The sequence below is a fragment of the Arthrobacter sp. FW305-BF8 genome, from assembly GCF_021789315.1.
GTDB lineage: Bacteria > Actinomycetota > Actinomycetes > Actinomycetales > Micrococcaceae > Arthrobacter.
The window spans coordinates 4,311,400-4,334,819 of record NZ_CP084561.1 but is presented as its reverse complement, the minus strand read 5'-3'; the positions used below and the strand labels follow the sequence as shown (position 1 = coordinate 4,334,819).

The 23,420-nt window shown below is 67.2% G+C and carries 25 protein-coding genes; 12 read left to right on the top strand and 13 right to left on the bottom strand.

Going from position 1 to position 23,420, the window contains the following annotated elements:
- The first annotated feature begins 51 nt into the window (after window positions 1–51).
- Window positions 52–2,058: a vWA domain-containing protein gene (locus LFT45_RS19740; RefSeq protein WP_236805270.1), complete on the top strand. Its 2,007-nt coding sequence runs from the start codon at window positions 52–54 to the stop codon at window positions 2,056–2,058.
- A 1-nt stretch (window position 2,059) separates the two neighbouring features.
- Here the strand turns inward: LFT45_RS19740 and LFT45_RS19735 are convergent, their stop codons facing one another.
- Window positions 2,060–2,434, bottom strand: coding sequence for a hypothetical protein (locus tag LFT45_RS19735; RefSeq protein ID WP_236805269.1), 375 nt, complete (start codon window positions 2,432–2,434; stop codon window positions 2,060–2,062).
- A 109-nt stretch (window positions 2,435–2,543) separates the two neighbouring features.
- Window positions 2,544–3,425 carry a helix-turn-helix transcriptional regulator gene (locus LFT45_RS19730; protein WP_236805268.1) on the bottom strand — a complete coding sequence of 294 codons (882 nt, stop codon included), beginning with the start codon at window positions 3,423–3,425 and terminating at the stop codon, window positions 2,544–2,546.
- A gap of 102 nt (window positions 3,426–3,527) precedes the next feature.
- On the opposite strand from LFT45_RS19730, the gene LFT45_RS19725 reads away from it, so the two are divergent.
- Both LFT45_RS19725 and LFT45_RS19720 read left to right on the top strand, forming a co-directional pair.
- Window positions 3,528–4,415: an aldo/keto reductase gene (locus LFT45_RS19725; RefSeq protein ID WP_236805267.1), complete on the top strand. Its 888-nt coding sequence runs from the start codon at window positions 3,528–3,530 to the stop codon at window positions 4,413–4,415.
- A gap of 20 nt (window positions 4,416–4,435) precedes the next feature.
- Entirely contained in the window at window positions 4,436–5,461 is a 1,026-nt protein-coding gene (locus LFT45_RS19720) for an aldo/keto reductase (protein WP_236805266.1), read from the top strand.
- Between the two features lie 50 nt (window positions 5,462–5,511).
- On the opposite strand, the gene LFT45_RS19715 is transcribed toward LFT45_RS19720, so the two are convergent.
- From LFT45_RS19715 to LFT45_RS19680, 8 genes are all read right to left on the bottom strand, one after another.
- Window positions 5,512–6,501, bottom strand: coding sequence for a cyclase family protein (locus LFT45_RS19715; protein WP_236805265.1), 990 nt, complete (start codon window positions 6,499–6,501; stop codon window positions 5,512–5,514).
- Complete coding sequence (locus LFT45_RS19710) at window positions 6,498–6,755, bottom strand: hypothetical protein (RefSeq protein ID WP_236805264.1); 258 nt, start codon at window positions 6,753–6,755, stop codon at window positions 6,498–6,500. Before LFT45_RS19710 ends, LFT45_RS19715 begins: the two co-directional genes overlap by 4 nt.
- 12 nt (window positions 6,756–6,767) lie before the next feature.
- On the bottom strand, window positions 6,768–8,117 hold the full coding sequence (locus tag LFT45_RS19705) for a TRAP transporter large permease subunit (protein WP_236805263.1): 1,350 nt from the start codon (window positions 8,115–8,117) through the stop codon (window positions 6,768–6,770).
- Between the two features lie 79 nt (window positions 8,118–8,196).
- The gene (locus tag LFT45_RS19700) at window positions 8,197–8,982 is read right to left on the bottom strand and encodes an NAD(P)-dependent oxidoreductase (RefSeq protein ID WP_236805262.1); all 786 of its coding nucleotides are present in this window, start codon (window positions 8,980–8,982) and stop codon (window positions 8,197–8,199) included.
- Between the two features lie 30 nt (window positions 8,983–9,012).
- Window positions 9,013–9,639 (bottom strand): RraA family protein, encoded by a 627-nt coding sequence (locus LFT45_RS19695; RefSeq protein ID WP_236805261.1) that lies wholly within the window; start codon window positions 9,637–9,639, stop codon window positions 9,013–9,015.
- 89 nt (window positions 9,640–9,728) lie between these two features.
- On the bottom strand, window positions 9,729–10,730 hold the full coding sequence (locus tag LFT45_RS19690; RefSeq protein WP_236805260.1) for a tripartite tricarboxylate transporter substrate binding protein: 1,002 nt from the start codon (window positions 10,728–10,730) through the stop codon (window positions 9,729–9,731).
- Between the two features lie 56 nt (window positions 10,731–10,786).
- Entirely contained in the window at window positions 10,787–12,286 is a 1,500-nt protein-coding gene (locus tag LFT45_RS19685) for a tripartite tricarboxylate transporter permease (RefSeq protein WP_236805259.1), read from the bottom strand.
- 2 nt (window positions 12,287–12,288) lie between these two features.
- A complete protein-coding gene (locus LFT45_RS19680) occupies window positions 12,289–12,792 on the bottom strand; it encodes a tripartite tricarboxylate transporter TctB family protein (RefSeq protein WP_236805258.1) in 504 nt (167 codons plus the stop codon).
- A gap of 121 nt (window positions 12,793–12,913) precedes the next feature.
- On the opposite strand from LFT45_RS19680, the gene LFT45_RS19675 reads away from it, so the two are divergent.
- From LFT45_RS19675 to LFT45_RS19655, 5 genes are all read left to right on the top strand, one after another.
- Window positions 12,914–13,711: an IclR family transcriptional regulator gene (locus LFT45_RS19675; RefSeq protein ID WP_236805257.1), complete on the top strand. Its 798-nt coding sequence runs from the start codon at window positions 12,914–12,916 to the stop codon at window positions 13,709–13,711.
- A 20-nt stretch (window positions 13,712–13,731) separates the two neighbouring features.
- Window positions 13,732–14,616, top strand: a complete 885-nt coding sequence (locus LFT45_RS19670; RefSeq protein WP_236805256.1) for an aminoglycoside phosphotransferase family protein — start codon at window positions 13,732–13,734, stop codon at window positions 14,614–14,616.
- 89 nt (window positions 14,617–14,705) lie between these two features.
- Window positions 14,706–14,951, top strand: coding sequence for a hypothetical protein (locus tag LFT45_RS19665; RefSeq protein WP_236805255.1), 246 nt, complete (start codon window positions 14,706–14,708; stop codon window positions 14,949–14,951).
- Between the two features lie 57 nt (window positions 14,952–15,008).
- On the top strand, window positions 15,009–15,413 hold the full coding sequence (locus LFT45_RS19660) for a VOC family protein (protein ID WP_236805254.1): 405 nt from the start codon (window positions 15,009–15,011) through the stop codon (window positions 15,411–15,413).
- Between the two features lie 80 nt (window positions 15,414–15,493).
- The gene (locus tag LFT45_RS19655; RefSeq protein ID WP_236805253.1) at window positions 15,494–16,390 is read left to right on the top strand and encodes a tetratricopeptide repeat protein; all 897 of its coding nucleotides are present in this window, start codon (window positions 15,494–15,496) and stop codon (window positions 16,388–16,390) included.
- 198 nt (window positions 16,391–16,588) lie between these two features.
- On the opposite strand, the gene LFT45_RS19650 is transcribed toward LFT45_RS19655, so the two are convergent.
- Window positions 16,589–16,969, bottom strand: a complete 381-nt coding sequence (locus tag LFT45_RS19650) for an alpha/beta fold hydrolase (RefSeq protein WP_236805252.1) — start codon at window positions 16,967–16,969, stop codon at window positions 16,589–16,591.
- A gap of 94 nt (window positions 16,970–17,063) precedes the next feature.
- Between LFT45_RS19650 and LFT45_RS19645 the strand changes: the two genes are divergently transcribed.
- Window positions 17,064–17,849, top strand: coding sequence for an alpha/beta fold hydrolase (locus tag LFT45_RS19645; protein WP_236805251.1), 786 nt, complete (start codon window positions 17,064–17,066; stop codon window positions 17,847–17,849).
- 63 nt (window positions 17,850–17,912) lie between these two features.
- On the opposite strand, the gene LFT45_RS19640 is transcribed toward LFT45_RS19645, so the two are convergent.
- Both LFT45_RS19640 and LFT45_RS19635 read right to left on the bottom strand, forming a co-directional pair.
- Window positions 17,913–18,824, bottom strand: coding sequence for an NmrA family NAD(P)-binding protein (locus tag LFT45_RS19640; protein ID WP_236805250.1), 912 nt, complete (start codon window positions 18,822–18,824; stop codon window positions 17,913–17,915).
- A 76-nt stretch (window positions 18,825–18,900) separates the two neighbouring features.
- Window positions 18,901–19,479 carry a 4a-hydroxytetrahydrobiopterin dehydratase gene (locus LFT45_RS19635; protein WP_236805249.1) on the bottom strand — a complete coding sequence of 193 codons (579 nt, stop codon included), beginning with the start codon at window positions 19,477–19,479 and terminating at the stop codon, window positions 18,901–18,903.
- A gap of 117 nt (window positions 19,480–19,596) precedes the next feature.
- Between LFT45_RS19635 and LFT45_RS19630 the strand changes: the two genes are divergently transcribed.
- The 3 genes from LFT45_RS19630 (at window position 19,597) to LFT45_RS19620 (ending at window position 23,403) form a co-directional block, all read left to right on the top strand.
- Window positions 19,597–20,811 carry a hypothetical protein gene (locus LFT45_RS19630; RefSeq protein WP_236805248.1) on the top strand — a complete coding sequence of 405 codons (1,215 nt, stop codon included), beginning with the start codon at window positions 19,597–19,599 and terminating at the stop codon, window positions 20,809–20,811.
- A gap of 42 nt (window positions 20,812–20,853) precedes the next feature.
- Window positions 20,854–21,855, top strand: a complete 1,002-nt coding sequence (locus LFT45_RS19625; RefSeq protein ID WP_236805247.1) for a LacI family DNA-binding transcriptional regulator — start codon at window positions 20,854–20,856, stop codon at window positions 21,853–21,855.
- A gap of 246 nt (window positions 21,856–22,101) precedes the next feature.
- On the top strand, window positions 22,102–23,403 hold the full coding sequence (locus tag LFT45_RS19620) for an ABC transporter substrate-binding protein (RefSeq protein ID WP_236805246.1): 1,302 nt from the start codon (window positions 22,102–22,104) through the stop codon (window positions 23,401–23,403).
- Window positions 23,404–23,420 lie beyond the last annotated feature (17 nt).

The window sequence follows — 23,420 nt, the reverse complement described above, 5'->3', positions numbered from 1 at the left end:
CTGCCCGGTACAGATTAGGGCCGGTACAGATTTGCGAGTACAGGAGGCACCATGACCCTGCACAACCGGTCCAGGTACGGCCGGTACGCCGGAGGTCCGGATCCGCTTGCCCCGCCGGTGGACCTGGCGGAGGCACTGGAGGCCATTGCCGAGGACGTCATGGAAGGCTACTCGCCGCGGCATGCCCTGCAGGAGTTCCTGCGGCGCGGCGGCCGTAACCGCGACGGGCTCGACAAGCTGGCCCGCCGCGTCCAGCAGCGGCGGAGTGAACTGCTGGGCCGGCACCGGCTGGACGGCACCCTCAACGAGGTCAGGAAGCTGCTGGACACTGCCGTGCTGGAGGAGCGCAAGCAGCTGGCCCGCGACGCCATGATGGACAACAACGACCGCGCCTTCCGCGAGATGCAGTTGCAGAATCTCCCGCAGTCCACGGCGGCGGCGGTGAACGAGCTCGCATCCTATGACTGGCAGTCGAGCAGCGCCCGGGAAGCCTACGAGCGGATCAAGGATCTGCTCGGCCGCGAAGTCCTTGACCAGCGGTTTGCCGGCATGAAGCAGGCGCTCGAGAACGCCACCGACGAGGACCGCGAGGCCGTGAGCGAGATGCTGCGCGACCTCAACGAACTGCTCGGCAAGCACCGCCGCGGCGAGGATACGGACGCTGATTTCCGGGAGTTCATGGCCAAACACGGTGACTACTTCCCGGAGAATCCGCAGTCCGTCGAGGAGCTCGTGGACGCCCTCGCTAAGCGCGCCGCGGCGGCCCAGCGGATGCTGCAATCAATGTCGCCGGAGCAGCGCGAGGAGCTGATGCGGCTGTCCGCCCAGGCGTTCGGGTCGGCCGACCTCATGGCCCAGCTCAATCAGCTCGACGACAGCCTGCGGGCCTTGCGGCCCGGTGAGGACTGGAGCGGCTCCGAGCGGTTCGGGGGCCAGGAGGGACTTGGGCTAGGTGACGGCACCGGCGTGCTGCAGGACATCGCCGAACTCGACGAGCTGTCCGAACAGCTCTCCCAGCACTACAACGGATCCACCCTCGACGACCTGGACCTGGACGCCCTGGCCCGCCAGCTCGGGCAGGACGCCGCCGTGACGGCCCGGACCCTCGCCGAGATCGAGCGGGCGATGCAGGACGGCGGCTACCTGCGCCGCGGGGCCGACGGCGACCTCCGGCTGTCGCCCCAGGCCATGCGGCGGCTTGGGAAGTCGCTGCTGCGGGACACCGCCAAGCAGCTGTCCGGCCGGCAGGGCGGCCGGGACACGCGCGTCGCCGGGGCCGCAGGCGAGCAGACCGGCTCGAGCCGGCAGTGGGAATTCGGCGATGCCGAACCGTGGGACGTCACCCGCACCATCAACAATGCCATCCGGCGCACCATGGCCGACGGCGGTGATCCGGGCCGCGGACTGCGTCTGGCGGTGGGGGACATTGAGGTGACGGAGACGGAGGCGCGCACGCAGGCCGCCGTCGTCCTCTTGGCGGACGTGTCCTTCTCGATGGCGGCCGAGGGGCGGTGGGTGCCGATGAAACGCACGGCGCTCGCCCTGCACCACCTCGTGTCCACCCGGTTCCGCGGAGACCGGCTGCAGCTGATCACATTCGGCCGCTACGCGCAGTCGATGGACATCGGCGAGCTCACGGCTCTGCCGGCGTTTCGCGAGCAGGGAACCAACCTGCACCACGGCCTGCTGCTGGCCGGCCGGTTCTTCCGGCAGCACCCGTCGATGCAGCCCGTCCTCCTCGTGGTGACCGACGGCGAGCCCACCGCACACCTGCTGGGCGACGGCGAGTCGTGGTTTTGCTGGCCGCCGGACCCGGAGACCATCCGTGTCACGGTCGCCGAACTGGACCGGCTAGGGCGTGCGGGCACGCAGGCCACGTTCTTCCGGCTCGGCGACGACCCGGGCCTTGAACGGTTCGTCCGGCGGCTGGCCCGCCGGATCGACGGACGGGTGGTCGCACCGGACACCGGGGACCTCGGCGCCGCGGTTGTGGGGGAGTACCTCCGGGCCCACTTCCGCGGCCGGTATTACGACGACGACTGGGCCGCCGGGATTTAGCTCAGGCGGCTGCCAGTACAGGTGCGGCGACCGGGAGGGTCACCAGTTTCGGCGCTGCGATCTTCGGCGCTGTAAGTTTCGGCGCTGGGAGTTTCGGTGCCAGGATGCTGAACCGGTAGTCGCGCTGCAGCGGATCGACCTGCAGCGGAAGGTGATGGGAGCGGGCGCAGCCGCGGAGCTCCTCCATGGCCTGGGGTTCCACCTCGGCCAGGGTCATATCGAGTTCCAGTGCCAGTCCCGGGACCAACGCGTCGGCGCGCTTCATCACGCTGTACAGGCCCTGAATGCTTTGGATAGTCACGTGACCCTGGGTCTTGACCTGGGCCTTGGCGCCGTCGAGGTCAACGCTGACCAGCACCCGCAGCTTCTCGTTCACTTATTTTCTCCCCAATTTAGAAAGGGCCACCACGCTGTGGCCCCCGACTACGATAGACGAATGTGACGTGGCTAACAAGTCGGCGGGGCGCCGGGCTGGAGCCGGCCGGTTATTTCTTCTCCTCGACGGAGATTTCTGCCGCTGCCCGTTGGGTGGCGGCCCAGCTCGCAAGGACTTTCAGAGCATCCTCGGACGGGGTGCCGGGCTCGGCCGTGTAGACGTTGATCCGCAGGCCGGGGTCAGCGGGGAGCTCGAGCGCTTCGAAGCTCAGGTCCAGGTCCCCGACGATCGGGTGGCGGAGCCGTTTGCGGCCGGTGCGGTGGTACTTCACGTCGTGCCTGGCCCACCGGATGCGGAACTCCTCGCTGCGGGTCGAGAGCTCACCGATCAGATCCGTAAGGTCCTTGTCGTAGGGGTTTTTCCCCGCGGTGGAGCGCAGGACCGCGACGATGTCGTCCGCGGCGCGCTCCCAGTCGGCAAAGAACTCCCGCGCCTTCGGGTTCAGGAAGGTGAACCGTGCGCTGTTAGGCGGGGTGACCTGCTCGGCCATCAGGTCCAGGTACAGCGCCCGGCCGAGTTCATTGGCGGCGAGGACATCCCCGCGGTCGTTGCGGACCCAGGCCGGCGCCGTCGTAATCGCGTCAATGACCCGCTGCACGCTTGGCCGTACTGTCTGCGGGCTGCGTTTGCGCCGCGCGCGGGGGGAGGCCGTGGCCGCACGGGCGAGGTCGAAGAGGTGGGCCGTTTCGGCGTCGTCGAGCTTCAGGGCCCGGGCGAGTGACTCGATGACGCTGTCCGAGGCGCCGGAGAGGTTTCCGCGCTCCAGGCGGATGTAGTAATCGATGCTCATTCCGGCGAGCAGGGCGACTTCCTCGCGGCGCAGCCCGGCCACGCGCCGGTTCCCACCGTAGACCGGTAGCCCCGCTTCCTCGGGCGTGATCCTGGCCCGCCGGGAGGTCAGGAATTTCCGCACGTCGTCGCTATGTGTCATGGCATCAACGCTACGCGGGGGCTGGTGCCCGAGGGAGGCACTGGCATTACCCGGAACGGCAGGAACTCCCGGCCGCTGGGAAATCACGGTTGCATTGAAGGCATGAAACCCGAACTCACACTCAACAACGGCATCACGATGCCCGCCCTCGGCCTGGGCGTTTTCCAAAGCCCGCCGGAGCAGACGACGGCGGCGGTCGGGGCCGCGCTGGCGGCCGGCTACCGGCACATCGACACCGCCGCCGCGTACGGCAACGAACGGGAAGTCGGCGAAGGCATCCGCTGTTCCGGCGTCCGCCGGGCGGACGTGTTCATCGAGACCAAGGTCTGGGTGAGCGACTACGGCTACGACGAGACCCTGCATGCCTGGGAGAAAGCGGCGGGCAAGCTCGGCGTCGACTACCTCGACCTGCTCATCCTGCACCAGCCGGCACCCGACCGGTTCGAGAAAACCATCGGCGCATACAAGGCGCTGGAGACCCTGCTCGCAGACGGGCGCGTCCGGGCGATCGGCGTCAGCAACTTCATGCCGCACCACCTGGAACAGCTGCTCGCCGCGACCCACATCGTCCCGGCGGTGAACCAGATCGAGCTGCACCCCTATTTCACCCAGGCGGATGTCCAGGCAGCAGACGCCGAAAACGGCATCCTCACCCAGGCCTGGTCACCCATCGGCGGCATCACTTTCTACCCTGGCTGGGGCGAGGACCGCCGGAACGTGATGGAGGACCCTGCGATCGCCGCCATTGGGCAAACGCACGGCAAGAGCTCCGCCCAGGTCATGCTGCGCTGGCACCTGCAGCAGGGCCGTTCAGCCATCCCGAAATCAACCAACCCGGCACGCATCGCGGAGAACTTCGACGTCTTCGACTTCGAGCTCAGTGCCGAGGAACTCGCATCGATCGACGCGCTCGACGCCGGCGTGCGCAACGGACCCGACCCGGACGAAGCCCGCGAGGAGCGCTTCGCCATGGTCATCCCCGAGGCCTGAAACAGAGAAAAGGAGTCACTATGGAGTACCGCCCGCTTGGCCGCACCGGCGTTCAGGTCAGCCCCTTGTGCCTCGGCGCGATGATGTTCGGCCCCTGGGGCAACGACGACCGCGCCGACAGCACCCACATCATCCACCGCGCCCTCGACGCCGGCATCAACTTCATCGACACCGCCGACGTCTACTCGGGCGGGGCGTCGGAGGAGATCGTCGGGCGGGCGCTGGAGGGCCGGCGCGACGACGTCTTCCTCGCCACGAAGTTTTTCATGCCCATGAGCGAGGAACCGAACCAGCGCGGCGGATCCCGCCGCTGGATCATCCGCGAGGTGGAAAACTCTCTCCGCCGGCTGAACACGGACTACATCGACCTCTACCAGGTCCACCGGCCCAGCCCCGACACCGACGTGGAGGAAACCCTCGGTGCGCTCACCGACCTCGTCCGTCAAGGCAAGGTACGGTACATAGGCTCGTCGTCGTACTCCGGAGCGCAGATCGTGGAAGCCCAGTGGGCGTCCCGGGAACGCAACCTGGAGCGGTTCGTCACCGAGCAGCCGCCGTACTCGATCCTGGTGCGCGGCATCGAGGAGGACGTCCTCCCTACCGTGCAGCGCCACGGCATGGGCACCCTCACCTACAGCCCGCTCGCCGGCGGCTGGCTGTCAGGACGGTGGCGGAAGGACGCAGCATCGGCACCCACCTCGAGTGCCCGCCCGGGCGCGCGCTTCGACATGACCAGCCCGGCCAACCAGCGCAAGCTCGACATCGTGGAGGAACTCGCCCAGCTCGCCGAACAGGCAGGGATGAGCCTCATCGAACTGGCGATCGCGTTCGTCATCAACCACCCCGGCGTCACTTCGGCCATCGTCGGACCCCGCACCATGGACCAGCTCGCGTCCTACCTCCCGGCGGCGGGCATCACCCTGTCCACCGACGTGCTGGACCGCATCGACAAGATCGTCGCACCCGGCGTGACGGTCAACCCCGACGACAACAGCTACGGCGCGCACGAACTCACCGCCCAGGCACGGCGACGGAAACAGGCGTGAGTGTATAGCCCGCACCGTCGCATCGAACATGGTGACGTAGCGAAGGATAGTTACGTTACCGCTGTCGCGTTCGCCGGCGAGCCTGTGGCACCGGTGATGTTAAGCGGTTTCACGGTAACCAGCGCGTCCCAGTTGCCGGTGGCCTTCATGTGCCGGCTGAGCGGGCCGAGCTGCCAGAGTTCCCCGAGCGGCAGGCCGAGCTTGGCAAGCAACTGCTGGTGCATCATGCCGTGGTCGTTGGGGGCTGTCTCCCGGAACGGGCTGGAGGGGACCGGCGGCAGGCACTCGACGGCGAAGTTGTCCGCGGCGATGACCGCGAGCCGGTTGTCCCAGGCCCAGGCGACGAACTCGGCCGACTGTTCGATGCCGCTGGCCCGGCGGCTGTCCCGGAGGCTCTCCTTCTCCTCGGCGGGGAGCGCGAGGAACCACTCGCACCACCCCGTGTGCAGCATGAGGATATCGCCGGGCCGGAGGGCAACGGACTGGGCCTCGGCCGCGGCCTGAATCAGGCCAAGCCCAAGAGGCTGCCCGGCCGCGTGGTCGATCGGCGTGCCCTGGCCCCGGCTATATCCGCCGAGATCCACCAGCACGCCCCGGCCGACGATGGGCTGCTCGGCCCAGGCCTGGATTCCGAGGGCAGCGGTTCCCTCCCGGATCTCGTCGTCCGGGGTCCCGTTGTAGAAGCCGACGTCGTCCGCCCGGCGGTGCCGGAGCCCGTCGATCTGGCTGGAGCCCTGCAGGTAGTACCCGTCAAGGAAATCGTCGCGATGCGCCGGGTGTGCCGAGTAGATTGTGTGCCGCGGAGCCCTGCGTTTCAGGGACATGCCGGGGTCGAACGCGTCGGCGGGGTAGTCGAGGCCAAAGGCCGTGCCGGTCCGGACGCAGCCCGCGGCTTCCCGGACGGAATCGGGCCGGATGAAGGACGGGGTGCCGCGCTCGGCGTCGGAAAACAGCCCCCACGAGGTGCCCGAGAGGTGCCCTTCCCGTTCCAGCAAAGCCTTGTACTGGGGATAGGTGGTGCCGGATTCCGTGGCGGTCATTGGGTGCGGGCTTCCTGCTGCGGGCTGTTCTGTTTCGCGGGTTTCTTGTAGCTGAGCAGGAACCCGGCGATGGCACAAACGGAGGCGGCGATGCACGCCGGGCCCTTAACGGCCTCGTTGAGGACTGCCAGCCAGTCGCCGTGCCCGGTGATCAGGGCGAGGGCCTGCCCGGCCACGAAAACTATTCCGGCGATGAGGAGTAGCGCCAGGCTGATCACGAAGACGGCGTTGATGGTGTGTTGTAGCTTCTGCATTTCCACGCTTCCCTAGGTAGGCAGGACACCGATAGGCAGGACGCCGACGGCGATCAGCACGCCGATGGCCAGCAGCGGCAGGGCGTAGAGGACGAACAGGCGGGCAAAGGTCTTGTAAGGGTCTACGTCGGCGATGCCGCACGCGACATAAAGGGGAGCGCCGCCGGGCGGCACGGCCGCCTCGCAGGAGGAGAAGACCAGCACGGCGACTGCCGCCGTGGTGGCCGGAACGCCGGCGGCCACCAGCGTGGCCACACCCACCGTTCCGACGGCGGCCATGGTCGCCGTCGCGGACAGGGGAGCGGCCACGGCGATGACGATCAGTCCGATCAGGATGGCCAGCAGCCACAGCGGCAGGTTGAACTGGTTCAGCAGCGCCGTCATCTGCTTGGGCAGCCCGGTGGCGGCCAGGGCGTTGGCGCCGGCGAAGGCGAACACCACGGTAACGCCGACGACGCCGAAACGTGGCGCGGACTGCTGCAGGAAGTCCCAGTACGCTTTCCTGCTGCGCGGCAGCCGCTTCCTGCCCAGGATGATGCCCGTGAGGATCAGGACTACCGGGATCCAGACGATGACGCTGACGGTCTTGGCCACGTCCGAGCCCGTCCAGTCCGAGAGGGCGTTGGCGATTGCGCCGGAGGTGAGGATCAGCGGGACGGCCACCACCACGAACAGGATCATGGTGGCCCAGCCCTGGGCGAAGGCCCGGCGGACGGGTGTCCGGTGCGCCGCGTCGAGCGGTGCCATGTCGCTCTTGCGGATCAGCACGTAGGTGACGATCAGGCGGTGCAGGAAGCACCAGAGCCCGCCGAGCAGAAGGGGAAGGATGAGGTCGTTGACCTTTAGCAGCGGCCCGACCGTGGAGGATCCCACGAGGACGAACATGGACGCGCTGAACGGGAACGTGATGCCCATGCCCGCGTTCCCTGCCACCAGCGTTGCCGCGGACGGTTTGTCGAGACGGGACTTCTCCATCCACGGGATGGTCACCGAGCCCACGGTGGCGGCGATTGCGGCCTGGTTGTGCACCACGCCGCCCAGACCGGCCGACGCGACCGTGGAGACCCAGGCCGGGCCGCCCTTGACCCCGCCGATCAGGGAGTTCAGCAGGTCGATGAGCCGGTCGAGCACGCCGGTCCGCTCCAGCAGGTAACCCATGAACACGAACGCCATGGTGGCATAGACGATTTCATCGGTGATGGCGTCGTGGAACGCGTCCCAGCCGACCTGGCCGGCGGCCCCGGTAAACGGAAGGACAACGAGGAACCCGAGGAGCATCGCTTCGCCCACACTGCGTTTGATGACAGTCGTCCAGAGCAGGATGACAGCCAGGTAGGCTCCCAGTGCCCAGATGCCGATCATCGGGCTGCTCCTTCGCGGTGTTCGTTTGCTTCCGGATTCATCGTTGACTCCCTGTTCATTGATTCTGCCTCATGCGCGTTCAGCGCAGGGCGGCCTCCGGTGCCGGTGCCGCAGCGATGCGTGTCAGCGCAGCAGCCGAAGCGGCAGTCATCTCTGCGGGGACGCCGAGATCGGCAAGGTAGTTGGCGGTGTCCTGCATTTCCCGGGACCTGCGCACGGCGTGCTTGGACGTTCCCGCCAGGAACCTGTCGATGACGGCCTGGCCGTCGCCGGCGAGCTGGCGGGCGATCTGCTCCCGGATCCAGCTTTCAAGTCCGGCTGCCTGGCCGGCGGTGACCGCTTCCACCACCACCGATGCCAGGCCCTTCATCAGGACGCTGCGCAGCAGCTTGTGAGACATGGCCGCCCCCGGCCCGCCGTCGGCGATTTCGACGTCGACGCCCAGCGGTGCCAGCAGCTGCGCCACCGCGGCGGATCCGGGGCCGCTGACCATGAGCGGCGTTTTGGCGCCCAGGGCGGCGACGGGCCCAAGGATTGCGACGTCGGCAAAGCTCGCCTGGGTGGGCAGCTGGCCGAGCTCCTGCATCACGGCGGGGGACGACGACGTGAAGTCGGCATAGGTGCTGCCTGCCGCGAGTACCGGCAGGCACTCAGTGGCGACGCTGCGGGCAGCGGCCGCGCCGGTGAGCACCAGGACGATGTCCGCGCCCTCGCAGGCCTCGGCGGCGGTGGCGGCCCGGGACGTTCCGTGCGGGGTGGCGGTGGCAACGGGGTCAAACCCGGTGACCTGGTGGCCCGCTGCGGCAAGTGCTTCCGCATAGGCCGCACCTGCTTCGCCCAGGCCGATGATGGTGCACTTAGTCATGGGATGTGTTTCCTTACTTACTGGCGTACATTACTTACCGCGGGCGGCGACGATCGACGCCCGGCGGTTGGTTTCGTCCGCGAAGACGGCTTCGGCGGCTTCCGCCACTGCCTCGGCCTGCTCCAGGGGGATGACCACGACGCCGTCGGAGTCACCGATGATGATGTCGCCGGGCAGGACGGGAACGCCGCCGAAGGCGACGGGGCCCCCGATGCGGTGCGGCCCGTTCTTGTACGGGCCTGCGGGGGTGACCGCCCGGGCGAAGACCGGCATGCCGATCTCGCCGAGGGCCTCGGCATCGCGTGCCGCGCCGTCAAGGGCGAAGCCTGCGATGCCGAGGTTGATGGCGCGCTCGCCGATCAGTTCGCCCAGGAGGGCGCGGGACTCGTCGCCGCCGCCGGAGACCACGATGACGTCCCCCGGCTTGGCCAGCCCCAGGGCCTGGTGGATGCCCTGGTTGTCCCCCGGGCGGGTCCAGACGGTGAAGGCGGGACCGGCGATTTTCGCCCCGGGCCAGATCGCCTGGATCGCGGAGTCGGCAACTCCCAGCCGGTCCATGGCGTCACCGATGTTGGCGGCGGGCAGCTTGGCCAGCCGGTCGACCAGTTCCTGGTCCGGGCGGGTGAAGGAGGTGTCCTGAAGGGCGGGGGTGGTCATGGCTGTGTCTTCCCTGGTGGTGTTGGTGGGCTGGAACGGGCGGTGTGCGCGTGGGCTAGTCCTTCTTCTGCACTAGTCCTTTTTCTGCACTAGTCCTTCTTTTGAACCATGGGCAGGACCTTCTTGAAGTCCGACTCCTGACCGGCCCAGAACGTCTCGTAGTCCTTGCCGGAGAGGTAGCTGGTCTGCAGGCCGAGGTCGTTCATCTTCTTGACGACCTCCGGATCCTCGATGGCCTTCTGCAGCGCGGCCTCGAGCTTCTTGGCGACGGCGTCCGGCAGGCCTGCGGGGGCGGAGTAACCGCGGGCGGTGCCGGCTTCAACCTCGTATCCGCTTTCCTTGAACGTGGGAACGTCCGGGAGCGACGGGGACCGCTCGGCGGTCATGATGCCCAGGACACGGGCCTTGTTCTGCTTGGTCAGGTCGGTAACGTCGCTGACGTTGGCCACGAGGATGTCGACGTGCTTGCCGAGGAATGCCGTGGTGGCCTGCGAGGCTCCTTCGGAGAAGTGGACCGGTGCGAACTCGGCGCCGGTGGTCTCCTGGATCTGCGCAAGCGCGAAGTGCTCGCCGGTCTGCAGCCCGGTGGTGCTGGCGGTCATGGACTTGGGCTTGGCCTTGGCCGCGTCCAGCAGTTCCTTCAGCGTCTTGTACGGGCTGTCCGGCTGGACGGCGATGACGGCCGGGTCAATGACCTGGCGGCCCAGCGGCTGGAAGCTGCTGCGCGTGTACTTTGCACCGCGGGCCGGGTCCAGCGGGGACACGACGACGGACGGGGACCCGGTGGCGCCGATGGTGTAGCCGTCGGGCTTGGCGCTGGTCAGCTGGGTGTAGCCGATCTGGCCGCCGGCGCCGGGCTTGTTGATGACCTCGACGTTGGTGCCGAGTTCCTTCTCCAGGACGGGCTGGACCAGGCGGGCTGCGGTGTCCACGGCCCCGCCCGAGGAGAAGGCGACGACGAGGTCAATGGACTTGCCCTTCTTGGGGAAGTCGTCGCCGGCTGCGGAGGGTGCCCCGGCGTTGGCACCGCATCCGGTGAGGGCGAGCAGGGCGGCTGCAGCGATGGCTGCGGTTACTTTCTTGCGGGACATGTGTCTTCTCCTTCGAAGAGGTTGCTTTGTTGGTTGAGGGGGAGTGCGGGCTGGGTCTAGGTTTCGGGGTCGTCCATCAGGGCTTTGGGCTTACGGAGCTTCAGCAGCGGGCTGCAGATGATCAGGACACCGACTCCGATGAGCACGGCCGAGATGGGGCGGTTGAGGAAGATGCTGAAGTCACCCTGGGAGATTTCCAGTGATTCGCGCAGCGACCGCTCCATCAGCGGGCCCAGGACCAGGGTGAGGACCATGGGGGCCAGCGGAATCTCCAGGTGCCGAAGGGCCAAGCCCAGCAGGCCGAAGCCGATCATCACGAAGACGTCGAAGACGCTGAAGTTGATGGTGTACGCGCCGATGACCATGAACAGCAGGATCAGCGCGGTCAGGATCGGAGCCGGGACCCGCAGGATCGAGGTCCAGAGGCCCACCAGGGGGACGTTGAGCAGCACCAGCAGGAGGTTGCCGATGAAGAGGCTGGCGATGATGGCCCAGGCAATTTCGGAGTGCTCGGTGAACAGCGTCGGTCCGGGTGTGAGGCCCTGCTGGAGGAAGGCGCCCATGAGGACGGCGATGGTGGGGGAGGCGGGGATGCCGAGGGTGAACAGCGGGATGAGCGCGGCGTTGGCGTGCGCGTTGTTGGCCGTTTCCGGTCCGGCTACGCCTTCGACGGCGCCCTTGCCCAGTTCGTTGCGGTGCTTGGAGAACTTCTTCTCGGCGCCGTAGGAGAGCAGGGATGCGACCGATCCGGTCATGCCGGGGATCAGGCCGAGGCCGAAGCCGATGCCGGTTCCGCGGGCCATGGAAGGTGCGCTGCGGCGCCATTCGTTCCGGGTGGGCAGCAGCGAACGGAAACCGGGGGCGTGCACTACGGTCGACTCACCCTTGCGGTAGGAGAGGATCTCGGACAAGCCGAAGACGCCGACGATGACGGCCACGAAGCTCACTCCGTCAAGGAGCCGGTCCATGCCGAACGTGAAGCGGGGTGCGCCGGCAACAGGATCGATGCCGACCATGGAGATCAGCAGGCCCAGGGCTCCGGAGATCAGGGCCTTGACCATCGATTTGCCGGCCAGTGCGACCAGCAGCGAGATGCCGACAACCATCAGGGCGAAGAACTCCGGGGGACCGACGAGCAGACCGAGTTCGCCCAGGGGCTTGGCGGCGGCGACGAGGCCGAGGGTGGCTATGGTGCCGCCGACGAAGGAGCCGATGGCGGCGATGGTCAGGGCCGCGCCGGCCTTGCCCATCTTTGTCATCGCGTGGCCGTCGATGGTGGTGATGGCCGATGCCGCCTCACCCGGGGTGTTCAGCAGCACGCTGGTGATGGTGCCCCCGTACGCGGTGCCGTAGAAGATGGCACAGAGCATGATGATCGAGCCGGTAGGGTCCATGTTCAGCGTGAGCGGGATGAGCAGGGCGACGCCGGCCACCGGGCCGATGCCCGGCAGCACGCCGATCACGGTGCCCAGCAGGCAGCCCAGGAACGCGAAGATGAGGTTCTGCCAGGTCAGGGCGGCGGCGAAGCCGTTCAGCAGTTCGTTGAGGGTGTCCATGTCTAGAGTCCGATCAGGTTCAGGACGGGAATAGATGAGACAGGCAGGGCCACGTTCAGTCCGTAGTTGAAGGCGTAGAAGGCGCCGACGCTTCCGGCCAGGGCGGTCAGGAGGGAGGACAGCCAGCTCCGCTTCCCCCGGATCTTCAGGTGGTACATCAGGAAGAGGAACATGCTCAGCTGGAAGCCGAGGAGGTCCAGCAGCGCTGCCAGCAGCAGAAGGCTGACGACGACGGCGAGCACCAGTCCGCCGTCGGCCCCTTCACCAGTGGTGCTGGGGCGCTTGAGCTCCTGAAGCAGCCACAGAACCGACATTGCGGCGAGCACCACGCCCATCGCGAACGGGAACAGCCCGGGGCCGGGTCCCAGCGAGGTCCAGAGACCGAGGCCCACCGAGCTGACTAGTACGTAGGCGCCCAGTGCCCCGAAGGCGGCGATCCCGGCCAGGACGCTGCGCGCAGGCCTCGCCCGGGTGGGGGACTGGGTCATGGTCGACTCCGTTGTCATCTAAATGCCTTCCAATTGCTTTCATAGAATGAAAGTGTCTTACATCAGAAGAAATAGTGACACGGCCCACAGGTGCTGTCAAGCGAGGTGGTGCACAGCGGAAGTTACATAGAATGAAAGAATGACGGTCACCAACACGCAGCCCGGCACCGCAGCGGACGACGGCGGCAAGCCCTCCAACATGCGCTCGCTGTCGCGGGCCATGGAGGTGTTCGCGGAACTCCAGCGGGCCGACCGGCCCCAGCGGCTCAGCGATCTGGCGCGGAACTGCGGCATGAGCCTGCCCACCACGCTGCGCATCCTGCGCGTGCTGCAGGATTTCGGCATGGTCAGCCAGACCGACAAGACATACCGGATCGGCCCGGCCGTGCTGCCGGCGGCGCGCAGCTACATCGAGAACGACCCCCTGGTGACCGCATCCCGTCCGGTGCTTCAGCAGGTGGCGGCACAGACTGGAATGACCGCGTCCCTGTACACCAGGCTGGGTTTCGAGCGCATTCTGGTGGTCCGCGTCGACGGTGATGCCCCGCTGCGGTACGACATGCCGCTGGGCAAGCGGCTACCCCTGACCGTCGGCGCTGCCGGAAAAATCCTGCTGGCCGGTGCGTCGGATGAGCATCTCCAGGAAGTGGTGAAGGGGGCGGTGGCAGGCGGGCACGAAGAGCCGAGCTTCAGCCTGGCCGAGCTCAAGGCCCGCCTGCCCGAACCGGGAACGGACTATGCCTACTCGGCCGATGAGCGCGCCACAGGAGTGCTCTCTGTGGCAATTGCGATCAACAGGTCCGGGCTGCCCAGTGAATCCGTCGCCCTGACCAGCCCGGTGGAAGCGGCCACCGAGGAGGGGCTCAGGGCTGGGGTGCCGGAACTTCGCCGCGCTGCGGCCCGGCTCGCTGAACTGCTGGAGGGCAGCGTCTACTAACGGACAGAAAGGCGGGTTTCATGGCGCGAATGCCGCCGGCCACCGTGGAGGTGGGTGCCGCCGTCGTCCATGCCCTCATCCGGGACCAGCGGCCGGACCTCGCAGACCGCTCCCTGGTGCGGGTGGCAAACGGCTGGGACAACGCGACCTTCCGGCTCGGTGACGATCTGGCAGTCCGGCTGCCCCGCCGGAACGAGGCAGTACCGCTGATCGTGCACGAGCAGCTGTGCCTTCCCGGCATCGCCCGCCGGTCCCCGGTGCCGATTCCTGTGCCGGTCCATGCCGGCCGGCCGGCGCCGGACTTTCCCTGGCCGTGGAGCATTGTCCGCTGGGTGCCCGGCACTGCCGCCCTGGATCGCAGGCCGGCGGACCGCGCGCCGGCCGTTGATGGCCTGGCCGCCTTCCTCAAGGCGCTTCACGTGCCCGCCGCCGCAGGAGTTCCTGTGAATCCTCTCCGCGGGGTGCCGCTGCCGGACCGCGATGCCACGGTAATGGCACGGCTCGCAGACGGGAAGCGCTACCGGCAGGCCGCGGAGTTGGAAGCGCTATGGGCGCAGGCCTGCGCGGCTCCGGCGTGGGACGGCCCGGCGATGATGCTCCACGGGGACCTGCATCCGGCCAACATCCTGCTGGCGGCCGAAGGGTCGCTGGCCGGTGTGATCGACTTCGGCGATGTGGGGGCCGGGGATCCCGCCGTCGACCTTGCGGTGGGATGGTTGATGTTCGACGCCGGCACCCGCCAGCGCTTCATCCGTGCCTTTGGCTCCTCGGTGGACCGGGACACCTGGGCGCGGGCCCGCGGCTGGGCCCTCATCCTGTCCACCGCCATGCTCAGCAACTCCGACGACAACCCGCCGATGTTCTCCGTGGGGGAGTTCGGACTCCGGCAGGTCCTGGGGCGGTGAGCCGCCGTAGCCGGCCGCCTTATAACGAATTGATAAGTTTACTTACCACCCATTGTGGGCGACCCTACACTTGTTGCATGGAACCGCTGGTGTCGATCTTATTGGTGTTCGCGGTGGCGCTGCTGTGGCTCGCCGTTCCGGTGGTGCTGTTCTCAAGGATCAACCGGGATGCGCGGCGGGCCTGGCGGCAGCAGAGGAAGGCGCTGCGCATGAAGGAGCGCGAAAGCCACAGGAGCCACGTCCCAAAGCGGGCTGTCCTGGCACGGAAGCGAGGGCTCAAGGCCGCCAGGCGTCGTTCTGAGTCGAAACCGCCGGCGCTCCCGTCCGCCAACTGAGCGGTCAGGCTCGAAAATAAACGTATCCGCTGCTCGGGCGGCGGTAGGGTGGGGCGCATGGAGATGCGCCTTGAAGTTGTGCAAGTGCCGGTCGCTGATGTGGACACGGCCAAGTCGTTCTACGTGGACAAGCTGGGCTTTGTCCTGGACCACGATGTGGAACACATCCCCGGCATGAGGGTGGTGCAGCTGACGCCCCCCGGATCCGCTGCCTCGATCGTCATCGGCACGGGGATGACCAGCATGCCGCCGGGGAGCCTGGAAGGGCTGCAGCTCGTCGTGCCCGACATCGGCGCCGTCCGCGCCGAACTGCTGGACCGCGGCGCCGGCATCAGCGAGGTCCAGGACATGGGCGGGGTCCAGTTTGCCTTCCTCAGCGACCCCGACGGCAACCGCTGGGTCATCCAGGGTGCAACGCCTCCGGAGGTCAAGAGCGCGCACCTGGATCCCGCCGCATCGTAGCTGCTTCGCGTGCGCTGCATACTGTACCCATGAGGGGACATGGATGGGCTGGGTTCGGGAAAAAACGAAAGCCACAGGAAGTGTGGTCCGACTGGCAGGCCGCGGATGAGGCAGGAGACCCGGGCAAAGCGGCGGCGCTTGCCGCCGAGCTGTTGCAGCTGACCCCGCAGTCGTATTTCAGCTGGTTCCAGGCAGGTCTCCTGTCCAAGGCCCGCCGCGATTGGCCCGAAAGTGCGGAGCGCAATGCCCGGGCGTTGGAACACTTCACGCCCCAGGACGCAGAGGCATTCTACGGTGCCAATCCCGCCGCCTGGAACCTGGGTATTGCAGCAACAGCGCTGGGTGACTGGGCCACCGCCAGACGTGCATGGGTGGCCTATGGACTGGACAGCTTCGGGGCCGAAACCGGCATTATCGATGTGGATTGCGGGCTGGCTCCACTCCGGCTCAATCCCGACCAGCCCAGCCTTCCCCACCAAGAGCCGCCTACCTCCGGCACTGCCGAGGTGGTCTGGTGCTGGCGCAGGAGTCCTGCCCATGCCGTCATTTCGAGCGTTCCCCTGCCCGAGTCCGGGCACAGGTTTAGGGATGTCATCCTTCATGACGGCGAACCCAAAGGATCCCGGCTGTTAGGCGATCAAGAAGTCTCCGTCTTCGACGAGCTAGAACGGCTGGATGAGTCCGGGCTTCCCACATGGCAAGCGCAGGTCAGCGGAGCGGGCTCCGACGATCTCGAAGCACTATCTGACCTTCTCGGACCGCGCGGACTCGGCGTCGACGACTGGTCCGGGATCCGGTTGATGTGCTCCGGCTGTTCACACGGTGCACCGCGGGAGGGACATGACCATGCACCTGCAAACGCAGAGGCTACGCGGCTGGGACTTGCCGGCCACGAAAGTCTTCTTGGCGAGATGATGGCGGCGTGGCTGGACAGCAGGCCCGGCATAGAGATCCATAACCTCGAACTGCTCTGGTAACAAAGAACCTCACGCAGGCCGAATGGTATCGAGCAGCCGCTGCAGATGCTCCGGCTGTTCGGCGTTGGCGAAGCGGCCGCAACGCGGATCGACTCCAGCCGGACGTGCGGGACGAACGCGTGCATCGGACATGGCGAAGGTTGTGGCCGAAATCGCTGCAACGCTGGCAGCGCGCTCCGGCCATCTCGCGGCCAGATGTCAAGCCAGGAAGCCTCCCATCGAATGGCCCACCAGGTTCCAGCGCCGGTAGCTGAGTGAATCCAGTATCTCGACGACGGCACGCCCCATCGCTTCGACGCTAAGCTCTTCCACCCGGACGCCCGCCGTGGACTCACCCCAACCGGGCAGATCGATGAGCACGCGGTCAATGTCCGGCGCCGTGGACAGCAGCGGCTGGAACGTGGTCCAAGATCCCGCGGCGCCGTGTAAGTAGACGGTTGGTGTCCGTGCCGCCACGTGAACATATCCGGTGCCCCTCTGAACACGCACGGAGACAGGACCCAACTCTGTTAAAACAATGCACGCCTGTAGCGCGGTGGCTCCGGTGCGGGCGGTTGCCTGCTGAATACTGATGGTCATCTGCTGCTCCTGGGTCTCTGGAAGGTATTCGGAGCAGGGGGAGGACCGGACGGGAACCCTACCCACCCGAAACCACGCGGCGTTAGGATGCCGTGTGACTTTCACCCATGGATACGCGGCCAACGGCGACCTGCGCATGTACTACGAGGTCCACGGCCAACCAGCACAAGACACGAGCCCGCTACTCCTCATCCCCGGCGGAGGCTCCACCATCCAAACGAACTTCGCCAACCTCATCCCGCTCCTCGCTACCCAGCGGCAGGTGATCGCCGTCGACGAGGAGGGCCACGGCCGCACGGCCGCCACCGACCGCCCCCTCACGGCCGATAATTCTGCCGGGGACGTCCTGGCGGTCCTCGATCAGCTGCAGCTGGACGGGGTCGACGTGCTCGGTTTCAGCGCCGGTGGCCACACCGCCCTCGCTCTGGCCATGCAGAACCCAACCAGGGTGCGCCGCCTCAACACAGCCTCCACGTTCTTCAGCCGGGACGCCGTGCCCGATGAATTCTGGGAAGGCATGGAGTCAGCAACTCTCGACAACATGCCAGCCGCCTACCAGGACGCGGACCGCAGCCTCAATCCCGAGCCCGGGCACCTCGAGCGGCTGTTCGAGCTGGACCGGCAGCGCATCGTCGGCTTCCCCGGCTGGTCCGAGCAGGACCTCGCCAGGATCACCGCACCCACGCTCGTGGTCTGCGCCGACCAGGACGTAATGAGCCCGGAGCATGCCGTGCGGATGTCCCGTGCCATCCCGGATGCCCGACTGCTCATCGTGCCCGGGGGCCACGGCGACTACCTCGGCGAACTCGCCGCCAGCGACGGCGACCTGCAGGACATGCACGCGACCCTGCCGCACCTCCTGCGCTTCCTGGACGCTTAAGACGGGACGACGACGGCGGGAGCCTCCGCCGTCGTCCGTTCCGTTTGAGATTCGGCCAGCTGCCTACTTCCGGAGAGTGTGCCCGAGGCCGGTCAGGAACCTGGCCACGGCGTCCTCCGCTGTAGGAGGAGGGCCGAAGACCTCCTGCTGGCGGGTGGTGTCGGCGACGTACTTGCCGGTCTGGAACCAGTCGATCATGGCGCTCATGTCCCGGGTCAGGGGAACCGCAGGTCCGAGGACCTTGCCGGCAGCGCGCAGGAGGCCGGCCGGAATGGAGCGGACGCTGATCCGCTCGCCGAGGAGGCGACCGGAAATGTCCGCGATTTCGTGCATGGACACCGGGCGGTCCCAGCCGATATCGATCCGCGTCCCGGGCGCCACATCCGCGTCGACGGCGGCTGCGAGATAGCCGGCGAGATCGGACGTCAGAACGAAGGTCATCGGAACCTGGTCCGAGCCGAACCAGGTCAGCCGCCGCTTGACGAACGGGTCACCGCCGAACCGGGCGACCTGGTCCAGGAAGGCGCCCGGCCGGAGCGCGACGAACGGCACGTGCTGGTCCTCCAACCGGTCCTCGGCCAGCCTCTTGTGCCAAAAGTGCGGCACGCCGGGCGTCTGGTCGCACGTGAGGATGCTGGTGAGCACGAACCTGCGGACACCGGCGCGGGCGGCGGCATCGGCCAGGTTGGCGTTGCCGGTGATGTCAATGTCGGCGGTGTCACCCTTGCTGTGCCGGGTGTATCCGGCCGCCGTGGTGATGACCGCGTCAGCCCCCTCCATGCCGCGGAGCAGGGATTCCGGGTCCAGCATGTCCCCGCGGACAACCTCCACGTCAGCTCTTTGCAGCCCGGCGGCGTCTGAACCGGGACGGACCAAAGCCCGTACCTTCTTGCCGTTGGCCTGCAGGGCGGAGACCACCTTGCCGCCCAGCATGCCGGTGCCGCCCACGACCAGCACTGGACCTTCGTTGCTCATTGTGTCTCCTCACTGTTTGATGAACGTCAGTCCCGTCCTTGCCACGTGCAGATGTCCACCACGTTGCCCTCCGGGTCTATGAGGGACACCCACGCGGGCGCGAAGCGGTCGCCGAGGACGCGGCCGCCGGCGGCCACGATTGCGTCGATTCATGCGGAACCGAGACGTCCATGTGGATGCGGTTGCGCGGCGGGACGAACTTCTTGTCCTGGAACCATGCGGGCGGGCCGATGAGGTTGGGTTCGATCAGGTCCTCGTCCCCGACGGCGACGTAACCCAGCGCCGCCCGCCAGAACTCCATGACGGCCGGCCGGTCCTCGGCGTCGAACGCGAGTTGGACGTGCTGCACAGCCGACGGGTCCGGCTTCAGCCCAAACCGGGCGGCAATGCCGGAGATGCTGCGGGCAAGCTGGAGGTCGCGGTCGCTGAGCCCAACACCGGGCGTGACGACCTGGACTGTGACGGTGTCCGGCCGCAGGTCCACCAGCGGGGCGTGGCCGAGCGCTTCGGCTGCCTCCGCGATCGCGGCAACAAACTTCGCGCCGGTGGCGAAGTCGCCAGTTTCGTAGAGCGTTTTTGCGCCCCAGAAGAGCACGCGCCACTCCGCGACGCCCTCGGCGGATGAGAAGTCTGCATCGGAAATCTGCGTGGCCATGCCCCCACTATTCGGACTCCGGAGCCGGCGGTCAATGGGCCGGTCCCGGTAACTAGTAGGCTTCTTCCGGTTGGCTTTACGCCGACGCATCATTGGGAAATCTTGGGGGAAAATTTCATGAAGTACCGCTGGGCCACATTCACTGTCGTTTTCGGCGCACTCCTGGGCCTGGCCGCCGCACCGGCCATGGCAGCGCCTGAGGAGGCAATCTCCGTCGGGGGCACCCCGGTGCGGGTAGCGATTGCCGCCGACGGCACGGCCTATCTCGGCAATTACGGCCAAGGCGGCGGTGTCTTCGTGGTTCCCGCCGGAGCCGCCAGGGCGTCCCGCACCATCAGCACGGGAGGCCACCCGGCCACCGGGCTCGCGCTCGGCCCGGACAGTACGCTCTACGTGGCCACATCGGACGACGCCGGCCAGAACGTCGTCGGGGTTGTCCCGGCTGGAGGCATGGGCATGGCACGGACCATTCCGGTACCCGCAGGCCGCCACTCGCTCGCCGCCGGACCCGACGGCACGTTATATGTCGCCAACCCCGAGGGGAACACCGTCTCCGTCATCGCGCCGAACGGGACAGCCGTGGACCGGACTGTCAAAGTCGGGGCGGGTCCGGCAGAGGTAACGGTAACGAAGGACGGAACCGCGTTCGTGTCCAACCAGATCGCCGGCACGGTCTCCGTGATCCCGGCCGGGGCGGACACCGTCTCGAAAACCGTCGAATTCGTCTCAGACACCGGGACCTCACAGGCGCCGCACGGCATCGCCGCCGGCCCTGACGGGACCGTCTACGTGGCCGTCATCAAGTCCAGTGACATTGCCGTCATCAAGCCTGGCGCAAGCGACGTGGCCGATCGGATCTACGTCGAGGGCGGCCCGCAGGACGTGGCCATCGCACCGGACGGCACGCTGTACGTGACGAGCCTGCTGACCCAGAAGCTGTCCGTCATCCGTCCGGAGGCCTCGGACGTGTCGGGCTCCCTCCCCACCGAGGGCGGCCCCGCTCACCTCGCGGTGGCCCCCGACGGTTCGGTCATCGTGATCAGCCCGGGTTCCTCCCCCGGCGGGGGTGCGGTGTCCAGGTTCAGCGCGGCAGCCCTGGCAGCGGCGTCACACGATTCGACGGCGGCAACTCCGGCGGAGTCCGGGGCGCCGACCGCGGCAGCTCAGGCGAATGAAGCCGCGGCCCAACCATCCCCCGGCTCCTGGAATGCTCTCCCCGCAGTTGTTGCCGGCGGAGCGACGGCCGCCGTCGTCGCCGTCGTTGCTTTGATTCTGGTGAACGGCCGACGCCGGAAAGCCGGGCTGGCTGCCGGCGCCAGCCAAGCGGGGTAGCGGGCTGTAACATCGTTCACATCCGTAGTTGAAAGGGGAGCAGTGCGCGCAACCGTCAAGGACGTCGCGCGCCATGCCGGGGTTTCACCTAAGACTGTGTCGAACGTGATGAACGGCGTGGTGCCGGTCAGCGGATCCACCCGGCTCAAGGTGGAGCAGGCTATCCTCGAACTCGACTACGTGCCCAACCTCTCCGCCCGGGGCCTGCGCAACGGCAGGTCAGGCGTCATCGCCCTGGCGCTGCCGGACCTGGCCACCCCCTACTCCGCGGAGATCGCGCACCACGTGGTGGAGGTCGCCCACGAGCAGGGCTGGAGCATACAGATCGAGGAAACCGGCTCCGACCCCAGGCGCGAATACGAACTGATGTCCCGGGCGCGTTCCAACCTCATCGACGGCCTGATCCTCAACCCCGTGGTGCTCGATGAAAGTGCCGTCAAAGTGGGCGTCTCCCTGCCGCCGGTGGTCCTGCTGGGGGAGGTCTCCCAGCAGCTGGCCGACCGCGTGTGGGTTGACAGCGTTGCCGCCGCCCGCGACATGACCCTCGCGCTCGCCCGGACGGGCCGCCGCCGCATCGCCGTGCTGGGAACTGCAGAGGGCCGGCACTCGGCAGCGGCAGTTCTGCGGACCCGCGGCTACCAGGCCGCGCTGGATGAACTCGGCATTGATCCTGATGACTCGCTGCTGATCCCCTGCGAGAAGTGGACGCCCCAGACGGCTGCGGACGCGCTCGCCTCCTATCTGGACGCGCACCCGCTCCCCGACGCGCTGTTCTGCTTCACTGACTCCATGGCCATCGGCGCGCTCAGCGTGCTGTGGAAGCGCGGAATCAAGGTTCCGGAGGACGTCGCCGTGGCCGGTTTCGACGACATCGCCGATGGGCAATATGCCGTGCCATCGCTGACCACCGTTTCCTTCGACAAGCGACTGGTGGCCAGCGAGGCCCTGCGCCTCCTCACCGCGCGGATGGCGGACCGTGCCAGTGAGCAGCAGGTAGTCACCGTGGACTACAGGATTGTGGAACGGGAGAGCACCGCATCCTGAACCAGGATCCGGGCTAAGCGAGACCGCCCCATCACATTGTTGGCGCTAACAATTTTCCTTGTGCCCTGTTTTACAACGATGTAATGTGAGGTCTGCATCACACGCCAGCCGCTACCGATCACGGGGTACAGCGAACCGGAACGGCTGGCGCGGTGCCACAAGGATTACTTTCAGCGGACCCATCCAAAGGAGTGACGGGTGAAGCACTTTGATTTTTTCGCGAGGAATCAGTTGCCTGGCAGACAGGTGTCCAGGCGACAGCTACTGGCAGGAACCGCGGCCCTAGGCAGCGTCTTTGCCGCCGCCGGACTCACGGGCTGCGGCGGAACCGCCTCCGCGGCGGCTGTTCGGGACATTGCGTTTTGGCATCTGCTGTCCGGCGGCGACGGCATCAAGATGCAGGCCATGATCAGCGCGGCGAACGGGGCCAACCTCGGCTTCCAGGTCCATCCGACCGTCCTGGCGTGGGGGCCGCCGTATTACACCAAGCTGGCCATGGCATCGGCGGGCGGCAGGCCTCCGGAACTGGCCATCATGCACGCCAGCCGGGTTCCCGGGTACGCGCCGGGCGGGCTCATCGACCCGTGGGACATGTCCCTGCTGGCTGAACACGGCGTAACGGCCGAAAGCTTCGCCCCGAGGATCTGGGACAAGAGCCAGCACGACGGCCAGGTGTTCTCCATCGCACTGGATTCCCACCCCTTCGTCATGTTCTACAACACTGAGGTTGCCGGCAAGGCGGGAGTGCTCGCCGCCAACGGCCAGCTGCAGGAAGTTAGCTCCCCGCAGGACTTCCTCGCCATGGCCCGTGAGATGCAGAAGGTGACGCAGGCGCACGGCCTGTCCTTCGGTTACCTGGGCAGCGGTTCGCAGATGTGGCGTCTCTTCTACACGCTCTACAAGCAGCACGGGGCGGACATGGAACTCACGCCGGGCCAGCCGATGAAGGCCGACCGGGACGCCGCCGTCGAATCCCTGGAATTCATGGCCTCACTATTGGATGACACCGTCGCCGCAAAGAGCGGGGACATCGGCACCGGGATCGCCGAATTCGCCCGCGGCGGTTCTGGGATGCTGTTCAGCGGCGTCTGGGAACTCCCCACCTTCAAGAAGGCCGAGCTGCCAGTCGACGCCGCCACCATTCCCACGCTCTACGGGACCCCTGCGTCGTACGCGGACTCGCATTCCTTCGTCCTGCCGCGGCAACTGAACGTCGACGACGGGAAGCGCCGCGACGTGTACAAGTTTGTGAGCGACATCCTCAAGGGGTCGCTGTCCTGGGCCGAAGCCGGCCACATCCCGGCCTACCAGCCTATTGTGCAGTCCCAGGCTTACAGGGACCTCACGCCCCAGATCCACTACGCCAATGCCGCGGACATCATCACCTACGACCCCGAGTCCTGGTTCAGCGGCTCGGGTTCGGACTGGCAGACCTACTTTGCGGAAAACGTGCAGAACGTACTCCTCGGCCGCGACAAGGCAGCCGACGGCTGGGACGCCTTTGTCCGGCGCACCAACACCCTTCTTTCCCGGCCCAACCCGGTCTGAGGCCACTGAGTATCTGA

Bases quoted from the DNA above. Each gene is read 5' to 3' on its own strand.
- LFT45_RS19680 (WP_236805258.1), bottom strand. From the start codon at position 12,792: ATGACAACGGAGTCGACCATGACCCAGTCCCCCACCCGGGCGAGGCCT.
- LFT45_RS19685 (WP_236805259.1), bottom strand. From the start codon at position 12,286: ATGGACACCCTCAACGAACTGCTGAACGGCTTCGCCGCCGCCCTGACC.
- LFT45_RS19720 (WP_236805266.1), top strand. From the start codon at position 4,436: ATGGAGTACCGCCCGCTTGGCCGCACCGGCGTTCAGGTCAGCCCCTTG.
- LFT45_RS19635 (WP_236805249.1), bottom strand. From the start codon at position 19,479: ATGGCCACGCAGATTTCCGATGCAGACTTCTCATCCGCCGAGGGCGTC.
- LFT45_RS19740 (WP_236805270.1), top strand. From the start codon at position 52: ATGACCCTGCACAACCGGTCCAGGTACGGCCGGTACGCCGGAGGTCCG.
- LFT45_RS19730 (WP_236805268.1), bottom strand. From the start codon at position 3,425: ATGACACATAGCGACGACGTGCGGAAATTCCTGACCTCCCGGCGGGCC.
- LFT45_RS19715 (WP_236805265.1), bottom strand. From the start codon at position 6,501: ATGACCGCCACGGAATCCGGCACCACCTATCCCCAGTACAAGGCTTTG.
- LFT45_RS19675 (WP_236805257.1), top strand. From the start codon at position 12,914: ATGACGGTCACCAACACGCAGCCCGGCACCGCAGCGGACGACGGCGGC.
- LFT45_RS19660 (WP_236805254.1), top strand. From the start codon at position 15,009: ATGGAGATGCGCCTTGAAGTTGTGCAAGTGCCGGTCGCTGATGTGGAC.
- LFT45_RS19700 (WP_236805262.1), bottom strand. From the start codon at position 8,982: ATGACTAAGTGCACCATCATCGGCCTGGGCGAAGCAGGTGCGGCCTAT.
- LFT45_RS19695 (WP_236805261.1), bottom strand. From the start codon at position 9,639: ATGACCACCCCCGCCCTTCAGGACACCTCCTTCACCCGCCCGGACCAG.
- LFT45_RS19630 (WP_236805248.1), top strand. From the start codon at position 19,597: ATGAAGTACCGCTGGGCCACATTCACTGTCGTTTTCGGCGCACTCCTG.
- LFT45_RS19705 (WP_236805263.1), bottom strand. From the start codon at position 8,117: ATGATCGGCATCTGGGCACTGGGAGCCTACCTGGCTGTCATCCTGCTC.
- LFT45_RS19640 (WP_236805250.1), bottom strand. From the start codon at position 18,824: ATGAGCAACGAAGGTCCAGTGCTGGTCGTGGGCGGCACCGGCATGCTG.
- LFT45_RS19650 (WP_236805252.1), bottom strand. From the start codon at position 16,969: ATGACCATCAGTATTCAGCAGGCAACCGCCCGCACCGGAGCCACCGCG.
- LFT45_RS19670 (WP_236805256.1), top strand. From the start codon at position 13,732: ATGGCGCGAATGCCGCCGGCCACCGTGGAGGTGGGTGCCGCCGTCGTC.
- LFT45_RS19690 (WP_236805260.1), bottom strand. From the start codon at position 10,730: ATGTCCCGCAAGAAAGTAACCGCAGCCATCGCTGCAGCCGCCCTGCTC.
- LFT45_RS19725 (WP_236805267.1), top strand. From the start codon at position 3,528: ATGAAACCCGAACTCACACTCAACAACGGCATCACGATGCCCGCCCTC.
- LFT45_RS19710 (WP_236805264.1), bottom strand. From the start codon at position 6,755: ATGCAGAAGCTACAACACACCATCAACGCCGTCTTCGTGATCAGCCTG.